The organism is Craterilacuibacter sp., from assembly GCF_051659485.1.
Classification (GTDB): domain Bacteria; phylum Pseudomonadota; class Gammaproteobacteria; order Burkholderiales; family Chromobacteriaceae; genus Craterilacuibacter.
The window spans coordinates 1-9,736 of record NZ_JBOFOO010000369.1 but is presented as its reverse complement, the minus strand read 5'-3'; the positions used below and the strand labels follow the sequence as shown (position 1 = coordinate 9,736).

The window sequence follows — 9,736 nt, the reverse complement described above, 5'->3', positions numbered from 1 at the left end:
GGCCGCCAGAGTCTGAACAAACTGCGCGAAGAAGCCATACAGGTCGAAGCGGCGGTCCGGCTGATGGCCGAAGCCGAGCACGACTTTATCCAATCCACCGGTGAAATCACCGACATGACGCGCCAGGTGCGCGAAATCGCCGAGCAGACCAATCTGTTGGCGCTTAACGCCGCCATTGAAGCGGCACGCGCCGGCGAAGCCGGCCGCGGCTTTGCCGTCGTTGCCGATGAAGTACGCAAGCTGGCGGAGAAATCGGCTACTTCGGCAAGCCAGATAGACCGCGTCACCAGCGCACTGGGCCCGAAAACAATCGCCGTGCGCGATGCTCTGGATGAAAGCCTGCAGCGACTGGCCGCCAGCCGCCAGTCGACCGAACAGGTCGTTGCCGTATTGGATGCCACCCGGGCGTCGGTCGCCGACGTCAGCGATGGCCTGCAACAGATCGCAGCGGTCACCGAACAGCAAAAGCAGAGCAGCGCAGCGGTGACCCACAATATCGACACCATCGCCGAGCGGGCACGCGAAAACGATATTGCCATTGGCCACACCGTCAAGGCCGTCGCCGAGCTGGATAGACTGGCATCCACCCTGCAGGAATCGGTCTCGCGCTTTCGCACCTGACGCACTGCCCTTGGGCACGGCAATCTTTCATCGGCGGCCAACTCCACCGCCCGAACGGATTTGCCATGCCCAAGGGATCGCCGTGAAAATTCGGTGTAGACTGCCGTAGAGGCCGCCGCCCTCCGGCCGCCCTTGCAGGCTCCCCGACGCTCGCCATGCCCAACAAAAAGCACACTGCCACACCCGCATCGCCGGGCGCACGCTATCACCATCAGCCGGCGGCACTGCCGTACAAGCTCTGCGCCGCCTGTGGCCGTCCGATGCGCTGGCGCCGGCGCTGGGCGAAGAACTGGGACGAAGTCCGCTATTGTTCGGATGCATGCCGGCGCCTGAAAGGACCCCGTGGCTAAACTACGCACGCTCGTCATCGTACTGGGTGACCAACTAAACCTCGACGCCGCCGCCTTTGACGGCTTCGACCCTGCGCTTGATGCGGTATGGATGGCGGAGGTCACCCAAGAGTCGACCCGCTACGGCTCGAGCAAACAGCGCAGCGCGCTGTTTCTCTCGGCAATGCGCCACTTTGCGCTCGAGCTGCAGGCAGCCGGCCGGGCACTGCACTACACAAAACTGGATGCGCCCCGGAACGCCGGCAGCCTCGACACCCAGCTTGCCGCCGACCTTGAGCACCTGCAACCGGTACAACTGGTAATGACCCAGCCTGGCGAGTGGCGCGTCCTGCAAGCGATCCGAGCCGTCGCACTGGCGATGAACTTGCCGCTGACGGTGCGCGAGGACCGCCATTTCCTGGTTAGTGAAGGCAATTTTGCCGACCACATGCGGGGGCGCAAGGCACTACGCATGGAGGCGTTTTACCGCGAACAGCGCAAACGCTTTCGCGTGCTACTGGAAGAAGACAGCAAGGAGGCGCGTCCGCTGGGCGGGCGCTGGAACTTCGATACGGACAACCGCAACCCCCTTCCATCCGCGGGGCTAGACCTGCATCCAGCCCGCTACAGCACACCGCCCGACCGGATCACGCGCGAAGTGATCACGCTGATCGAGCAGCAACTCGCCCACCTGCCAGGCTCGCTTGAACACTTTGCCTGGCCGGTCACGCGTGTGCAGGCATTGCAAGCGCTGCAAAGCTTCGTCAACGCGCGGCTACCGCTCTTTGGCCAGTATCAGGATGCGATGTGGCCAGACGAACCCTGGCTTTACCACGCCCATTTGTCCGCCGCGCTCAACCTGAAACTCCTAGACCCGCGTGAAGTGATTGCAGCCGCTGAACAGGCCTACCATGCCGGACAAGCCCCGCTGGCCAGCGTTGAAGGCTTTATCCGCCAGATCCTTGGCTGGCGCGAATACGTCCGCGGCGTGTACTGGATGCAGATGCCGGCCTACGCCGACCTGAACGCCCTTGATGCCGGTCAGGATTTACCCGCGTGGTACTGGAACGGCGCAACCGACTTTGCCTGCCTGCGTGACGTGATCCGCCAGACGCTGACGCACGGCTACGCCAACCACATCCAGCGCCTGATGGTAGTCGGCCTGTACGCCCTGCTGCTGGGGGTACAGCCACGGCAAATACACGCATGGTTTCTGGCGGTATACGTCGACGCAGTCGAGTGGGTCGAACTGCCCAACGTCCTCGGCATGAGCCAGTACGCTGATGGCGGGCTGATGGCCAGCAAGCCCTACGCTGCGACCGGCAAGTACATCCAGCGCATGAGTCCCTACTGCAAGACCTGCCGCTATCGCCCGGAGCAAAAAACCGGCGAGGCTGCCTGCCCCTTCACCACCTTGTATTGGGACTTCCTGCTGCGCCACGAACAAAGATTCGCCGCCCACCCGCGTATGGCGCTGCAGATCAAGAATCTTGGCCGCCTGAGCGATGAGGAAAAGCAGGCAGTCAGTCAACGCGCAGCCGCATTGCGCCTTCACGAGGTCGGTCATGACACGCTGGCATAAGCAGGAAACACACACAGGCAGCCTGGACCACCCGCTCGCGCCCGACGCGAACGTGCCGCTCGAAGCGACGCTCGCTGCCGCCTACGCGCGACTTGATGCCTTCCAGCCTGACGCTTACGCAAGGACACGCAACACGCTAAACGGGCACGTCAGCGGCCTGTCGCCTTATATCACGCACGGTTTGCTTGGTCTGGATGATGTCCTACGCGTGGTCAACGCACGCCACCCGCTCCCCATGCAGCACAAGTTCGTGTACGAACTGGGCTGGCGTGCATATTTTCGCCATGTCTGGCTTCATCGCGGCGCGGAGATTTTGCACGATTTGCACGCAGGCCCCCTGCCCGTAGCCGCCTACCAAAGCATTGCCGAGCCACATCTCTTGCCCTGGCAGGCAAACTTTGCCCACTGCGTCGCGGCGCCGGAATTGTTCCCGCCGGTGCAAAAACCTTGCGTATCGTTTTCACGATGGTGGCGCGAAGCGAGCGCCGGCTTCGCCTGCGCCTCAGACCTGCTCGCATCAAGGGCCTGAGCCCCTTGCTGCTGTGGGTGCATTCTGGCAAGCGTCACGAACATGACGGCGATGGCCAGAAGACAGCCGCCAGTGGCAGGCACACCGCAGCTACCGCATCCTGATCAACCTAGTTTGTTATCGGCAATGTGGTAATGCGGATCTTCGTAAGCGTTGACCTCGACCATACCCTTTGCTTTATCCAGCAGCTCCAGGCAGTCAGGGCTGAGATGACGCAAATGCAAGATTTTTCCTTCCAGTTGATAGCGTGTTGCCAGGGCATCAATCGCCTCAACGGCAGAATGATCGACAACCTTCGCATTCCGGAACTCAATCACCACATGTTGCGGATCTTCTTTGGGGGAAAACTGTTCGGCAAAATTCGCGGTAGAGGCGAAAAACAAGCTGCCTTCCAGCTCGTAAACCTTCCAGCCCTGCTCATCCGTACGCGCACGAACACTGATTTGTTTGGCCTGCTGCCAAGCAAAGACCAGGGCTGCGAAAATCACGCCGCACAGCACCGCAATGGCCAGATCTGTCATCACCGTGATGACCGTCACCCCTATCACAATGATGGCATCCTGACGCGGAATCTTTTTCAGGGCCTGCAAACTACCCCATTCGAAAGTTTTTTCTGCGACCACGAACATCAAGCCCACTAGCGCGGCGACAGGAATCATTTCGATCCAGCGCGACAAAAACAAAATAAAGCCAAGCAAGAACACCGCCGCAACAACACCGGAAAGGCGCTGGCGTGCGCCGCTATCGATGTTGATCATGCTCTGGCCAATCATCGCGCAGCCGCCCATGGTGGCAAAAAAACCGGCGACTACGTTTGCAGCGCCTTGAGCCAATGACTCACGATTAGGCTGACCACGGGTATTGGTGATCTCGTCCACCAGATTCAGGGTCAGCAAAGACTCGATCAGGCCAATGGCAGCAAGGATCAGCGAGTAAGGCGCGATGATGTACAAAGTTTCCAGCGTCAGCGGCACTTGGGGAATGTGGAACAGCGGAAGTCCACCGGCAATAGAACCCATGTCGCCCACGGTTTTTGTATCAATGCCAACGGCGGCCACCAAGCCTGCCACTATCAAGATAGCGGCAAGTGCAGATGGAATGGCAGTGGACACTTTCGGCAGCAGGTAGATGATGGTCATCGTAAGCGCAATCAGGCCGGCCATGACCATCAGCTGCTGGCTATTCATCCATGCACCCTCTGTCCTAAAGTGCCCGAACTGTGCGAGGAAGATCACGATAGCCAGGCCATTCACAAAACCCAACATCACAGAATGGGGCACCATACGGATAAATTTCCCGAGTTTCAGTGCACCGAAAGTCAGTTGCAACAAGCCCATCAGTACCACGCTGGCGAATAAATACTCGACGCCATGCTGTACCACCAGGCTCACCATGACGACGGCCAGCGCACCAGTCGCACCTGAAATCATGCCGGGGCGACCGCCAAAAAGTGCCGTAATAAGACAGAGAAAGAAGGCCGCATAAAGGCCGGTCAGAGGGCTAACCTGTGCAATCAATGCGAAGGCAATCGCCTCGGGAACAAGAGCGAGTGCAACAGTAAGCCCGCTGAAAAATTCAGTCTTGATTGCGTATTTATTCATGCTGTGTGTCCAGTCAGTTTATTCGGATTTTATGGTGATTTAACTGGTTTTTTTACATCGGAATAACGCCTGAATTAATAAAAAAGAAAGCCCCAGCACACGCTGGGGCAGACACCGGCCATCTCTTTCTACTTTTTACAAACCGGCTCCGGGATGGCATTCAAGCGTGAACCCGCGCCGCTATTCTTCCACAAGCGGCTCGGGTTCCTGCGTAGCCAGCACTTTGTCGATACGCATCTCGTCCATGTCCACCACCTCGAACTGCCAGCCTTGCCAGTGGGCAATATCACCCGTTTTAGGCACCCGTCCCAATAGCAGCATCAGCATCCCGGACAGGGTGTGATAGCGCCCCTTATCCTCTTCCGGCAGCAGCCTGAGCGACAGCCGGTCTTTCATTTCCGGGATAGGAATAGTGCCGTCCAGCAACCACGAGCCATCGGCACGCTGCAGTGCCCATGCATCGTCGGCGCTGCGCGGGGCGAATTCGCCGGTGACTGCCTCCAGCAAGTCGTGCAGGGTCACAATGCCTTCTATTTCGCCATATTCGTCGACCACAAAAGCCATTTGCATGCTATTGGCGCGGAACTGTTCCAGTAGTTCCATCCCGGTCAGCGTCTCGGGCACGAACAGGCAAGGCTGCAGCGGGCCCAGCAAATCGGGCTCAGCGCCATCCAGCGTCAGCATCAAGGCCTGTTTGGCGTGGATCACCCCCAGCAACTTGTCCAGACTGCCGGTACACACCGGAAAGCGCGAGTACTCGGAGTCCGTCAGGCGCTGCAGGTTGTCGGCAAAAGGCAAGCTGCTATCCAGATACACCACATCCGAGCGTGGAATCATCAGCGAGCCCAGTTGCCGGTCATCGAGCCGGAAGACATTGCGCAGCATTTCATGCTGCTGCTGATCGATAGTGCCCTGCTCGCTGCCCTCGTCCAGCATGGTCTGGATTTCTTCTTCGGTAACGCCCGAGCTGGCTTGTTCGCGCACCCCCATCAGCCGCAGCAAGGTCTCGGTCGACCAGGCCAGCAAATGCACAAAAGGCCGGGTCGCCAGTGCCAGCAACTGCATGGGGCGGGCAATCCGCCGCGCAATGGCTTCGGGGGCAAACTGGCCGATACGCTTGGGCACCAGTTCGCCGACAACGATGGACAGATAGGTAATCACCATCACCACCAGCACCGTCGAGCCTATACTCGCCGGCGCTTGCTGCAAGCCCAGTGCCTGCAGCCAAATGGACAAGGGCTCTGCCAATACCGCCTCGCCAACGATACCGTTGAGGATGCCGATAGAGGTAATGCCGATCTGGATGGTGGATAAAAATCGGGTCGGGTTTTCACCCAGTTTGAGCGCGACTTTGGCGGCTGCATCCCCTTCCGAGGCCAATACGGACAGGCGGGAGCGTCGTGCCGTGACCAGCGCGATCTCGCTCATGGCAAACAGGCCGTTAAGAATAATCAGACCAATCAGAATCAGGAATTCCACATCAGCCTCCGTGCAGACAGACGAAGACAGCTAATGCGACACACAGCAACACAAGGACAACAGGGTAAACGCGCCATATTCACACAGGCCAAGCCTGCATAAACCTTTCCCGAATTAAAGACCGGATGATGATACAGGCAAATCCTGCCGTTACCTATATGCAGTAAGCAAAACCCTAGCCCACATCGGCGAAGCGCTCGGCAATACGCTGGAACTCGTCTTCGCAGCCAATAAAAGCCTCGACCACTTGCGGGTCAAAGTGGGTCGCACTGCCATTGACGATAATGCCGCGCGCGATGGCATGCGGCAGCCCCGCCTTGTAGACGCGGCGGCTAATCAGTGCATCGTAGACATCCGCCAGCGCCATCAGCCTTGCGGCCAGCGGGATGGCCTCGCCCGCCAAACCCTGCGGATAGCCCGAGCCATCCCATTTTTCCTGATGCGAATAGGCGATGTCCTTGGCGCACTCAAGAAAAGGCACTTGCATACCCAGCAGTTGTTCGGCATGCAAGATGGCATCGCGTCCCAGCGTGGTGTGCTGCTGCATGATGGCAAACTCTTGCGGCGTCAGCCGGTCGGGCTTGAGCAGGATGGCGTCGGGAATGCCGACCTTGCCGATATCGTGCAAGGGGGCCGACTTGAACAGTACATCGATGGCGTGCGCACTCAGGGTTGCTGCATAGCGCGGTACGCGTGCAAGCTCGATCGCCAGCGCCTTGACGTAAAACTGGGTACGGCGGATATGGCTGCCGGTTTCATTGTCGCGCGTCTCGGCCAGGCTCGCCATGGCGTGAATAGTGACATCCTGGATAGCCTGTACTTCGTCCGTACGCCGCCTCACCTCCTGCTCGAGAAAAGCATTCTGGTCACGCAAAAAATCGGCGGCGGCCTTGAGCAATAGATGGGTCGCCACCCGCGCCAGCACGATAGGCGGGCTGATGGGCTTGGTGATGTAATCGACCGCGCCCAAGGCAAAGCCGCGCGTCTCGTCTTCTTCCCGGGACAAGGCGGTGAGAAAAATCACCGGAATATCACGGGTGCGCTCATCCGCCTTGAGCCGGGTACAGACTTCATAGCCGTCGATATCCGGCATCATGATGTCCAGCAACACCAGCTGCGGCTGCGGCGTACTATTGGCGATGCGCAAGCCCTTCTCGCCACTGGGTGCGAGCTTGACGCGGTAATCATTTTTTAGCAGCTCGCCCATCAGCAGCAGATTGTCCGGCATATCATCCACCACCAGCACCACCGGCCGCGTATCCTGCATGCCCTTATCCATGATTTCCATCCTGCTCTCCTAAAGGCATCAGCCCCTGCGCAGCTGCCAGCCGGCGCAATAATTCACCGGCCTCATCAAAATCAAAACGGGCAAGCGCCGCCGCGACCTGCGAAAGCCCCGCTCCCAGCACCTTACGCAAAGCCGGCTCTTCGCGCGCGAACAGTTCCCCTGCCGCCGCTTCACTGCCATCGATCAAGGCCAGCAACTGCGACACGGTCATCCGTAGTGCGGCTTCATCCATCACGGCAGGCGCGGGCTCCGGCGCGGGCTTGGCCGGCAATGCAGTCGCCAGATGGGTACACAACGCCACCAGTGCCGCACTAAAACCCGCCAGCGCCTCCTCGCCCTTGCCTGCGCCAAGCGCGGTTTCCAGCACCGCCGCCGCATCTTGCAACGCTGTCGCCCCCAGATTTCCCGCCACACCACGCAGGCTATGTACGCGCAAACGGGCAGCGGCCGGCTCGGCCGACAGATCAAGCGCGACCGCGCGGGCGGCATCAGCTTGCGTTGAAACAAACTCGCGCAGCAAATCCAGATAGAACGCCGGCCGCCCGCCACAGCGGCGCAAACCCTCTGCCGGTGAAAACCCGTCAAAACCGGCAAGCGGCAAGGCAGGCGGTGCGGCCAGCGCCAGCCAGTGCTGCAGCGTGGCATACAAGATGGCAGGCTCAATCGGCTTGACGATATGGTCATTCATGCCGGCTGCGATGCACAGCGCCCGGTCTGCCGGCATGGCACTGGCGGTCATGGCCAGAATGGGCAGCGCCGCAAGGCCGGGTAAGGCACGGATGGCGCGGGTAGCGGCCAGGCCGTCCATCACCGGCATCTGCATATCCATCAGCACCAGATCGAACGGTTTTTGCTGCACCAGCGTCAGCGCCGCCTGCCCATCCTCCGCGACCTCCACTACCGCACCGGCGTGCGTCAATAGCTCGCATGCCACCTGCTGGTTAAGTGCATTGTCTTCCGCCAGCAAAATGCGTGCGCCGGCAAGCAAAGGGCCCACGCCTGCCGGCGCGGGGATGGGCTGCGACAATTGCGTACCTTCCTGCGCACGTGCAAGCCACACCCGCGCCCAGAAGGTGCTGCCCTTGCCTTGCTCGCTATCAACCCCGACCTCCCCCCCCATCAAGCCGGCCAGACGGCGCGAAATGGCCAAGCCCAAACCGGTGCCGCCATACTGGCGCGTGGTGGAGGCATCGGCTTGCTCGAAGGGCTGAAACAAGCGCCCGCATTCGTCCGGACTCAAGCCGATGCCGGTATCCGTGACCGACAGCAGTAGCGCGACCTTGTCACCCTCTTCGTCATCCAGTTGCACGCGTATCACCACCTCGCCTGCCCCGGTAAACTTGATGGCATTGCCGGTGTAATTGATCAGGATTTGCCCCAGACGCAAAGGGTCGCCAAGCAGCATGGCCGGCACATCGGCCGCCACCTCGGTGCGCAGCGCCAGCTGCTTGCTGCTGGCACGTTCGCCCAGCAGATTGCGCACATTATCCAGCACCGCCGACAGGGCAAACGGCACCGCCTCCAGCGTGAGTTTGCCGGATTCGACGCGGGAAAAATCGAGGATATCGTTGATGATGCCCAAGAGGTGGCGGCTGGACAGCGCAATCTTGTCCAGATAATCGCGCTGGCGGGCAGAAAGATCGGTACTCAAGGCCAGATGGGTCATGCCGATGATGGCATTCATCGGGGTACGGATTTCGTGGCTCATATTGGCCAGAAAATCCGCCTTGACGCGGGCCGATTCGCGCGCGGCCTCGCGCGCGCTGACCAGATCGTTGACATCGACATTGACGCCGATGGCACGCACCGGCATCCCGTGATCGTCACGCAAAATGCGCGCATTCACATGCAGCCAGCGCTCATCGCCCGAGGGCTGCACGATGCGCCAGTCATCCTCGAAGGTGTCGTGCTCGCCCTTCAGTGCACGGGCAAAATGCCGCAGCGCGGCGTCCCTGTCATCCGGGTGCAGCAAGGCCTGCCACGCCGACAGGGTGCCGGCAAACTCGCCCGGCGCCAGACCGAACATTTTTTCCAGCTGCGGCGTCCAGTAATTGACGCCGCTCGCCAGATCCAGATCAAACACTCCGACCCGTCCCGCTTCCTGCGCCAGCGCCAGCCGCTCGTTGGCCTGCAGCAGCGAGGCTTCCATTTGTTTGCGCTCGCTGATATCGACAAAAGTCCCCACCAGCCCGCCGGTGCGCCCATCGCTACGCACAAAACCCGAGACCCAGTACAGGGTGTCATGCATCAGGCCATCGGCAAACGGAATCGGCATTTCCTTTTGCAGCAGCGTGCCTTGACGGATCA

At 60.2% G+C, this 9,736-nt stretch carries 8 protein-coding genes; 4 read left to right on the top strand and 4 right to left on the bottom strand.

Translation table 11 applies throughout. The annotated features are described in order from the left end of the window. The 4 genes from ACRC1E_RS12695 to ACRC1E_RS12680 all read left to right on the top strand — a co-directional run. On the top strand, window positions 1-621 hold a 621-nt coding region (locus ACRC1E_RS12695; protein WP_438515458.1), incomplete at its 5' end, for a methyl-accepting chemotaxis protein. 155 nt (window positions 622-776) lie between these two features. Continuing rightward, window positions 777-971, top strand: coding sequence for a DUF2256 domain-containing protein (locus ACRC1E_RS12690; protein ID WP_438515457.1), 195 nt, complete (start codon window positions 777-779; stop codon window positions 969-971). Further along, on the top strand, window positions 964-2,532 hold the full coding sequence (locus ACRC1E_RS12685; RefSeq protein ID WP_438515456.1) for a cryptochrome/photolyase family protein: 1,569 nt from the start codon (window positions 964-966) through the stop codon (window positions 2,530-2,532). Before ACRC1E_RS12690 ends, ACRC1E_RS12685 begins: the two co-directional genes overlap by 8 nt. Next, a complete protein-coding gene (locus ACRC1E_RS12680; RefSeq protein ID WP_438515455.1) occupies window positions 2,516-3,061 on the top strand; it encodes a hypothetical protein in 546 nt (181 codons plus the stop codon). Before ACRC1E_RS12685 ends, ACRC1E_RS12680 begins: the two co-directional genes overlap by 17 nt. Before the next feature lie 104 nt (window positions 3,062-3,165). Here ACRC1E_RS12680 and ACRC1E_RS12675 read toward each other — a convergent pair whose 3' ends face one another. From ACRC1E_RS12675 to ACRC1E_RS12660, 4 genes are all read right to left on the bottom strand, one after another. Continuing rightward, the gene (locus ACRC1E_RS12675; RefSeq protein WP_438515454.1) at window positions 3,166-4,662 is read right to left on the bottom strand and encodes a SulP family inorganic anion transporter; all 1,497 of its coding nucleotides are present in this window, start codon (window positions 4,660-4,662) and stop codon (window positions 3,166-3,168) included. Between the two features lie 180 nt (window positions 4,663-4,842). Then, window positions 4,843-6,141, bottom strand: coding sequence for a hemolysin family protein (locus tag ACRC1E_RS12670; RefSeq protein WP_438515453.1), 1,299 nt, complete (start codon window positions 6,139-6,141; stop codon window positions 4,843-4,845). A 175-nt stretch (window positions 6,142-6,316) separates the two neighbouring features. Next, on the bottom strand, window positions 6,317-7,429 hold the full coding sequence (locus ACRC1E_RS12665; protein WP_438515452.1) for a response regulator: 1,113 nt from the start codon (window positions 7,427-7,429) through the stop codon (window positions 6,317-6,319). Next, window positions 7,413-9,736: ATP-binding protein (locus tag ACRC1E_RS12660; protein WP_438515451.1), on the bottom strand; the 2,324-nt coding region annotated here is incomplete at its 5' end. The genes ACRC1E_RS12665 and ACRC1E_RS12660, both read right to left, overlap by 17 nt.

Coding starts and splice junctions, on each gene's coding strand:
- ACRC1E_RS12690 (WP_438515457.1), top strand. CDS start 777: ATGCCCAACAAAAAGCACACTGCCACACCCGCATCGCCGGGCGCACGC.
- ACRC1E_RS12680 (WP_438515455.1), top strand. CDS start 2,516: ATGACACGCTGGCATAAGCAGGAAACACACACAGGCAGCCTGGACCAC.
- ACRC1E_RS12675 (WP_438515454.1), bottom strand. CDS start 4,662: ATGAATAAATACGCAATCAAGACTGAATTTTTCAGCGGGCTTACTGTT.
- ACRC1E_RS12665 (WP_438515452.1), bottom strand. CDS start 7,429: ATGGAAATCATGGATAAGGGCATGCAGGATACGCGGCCGGTGGTGCTG.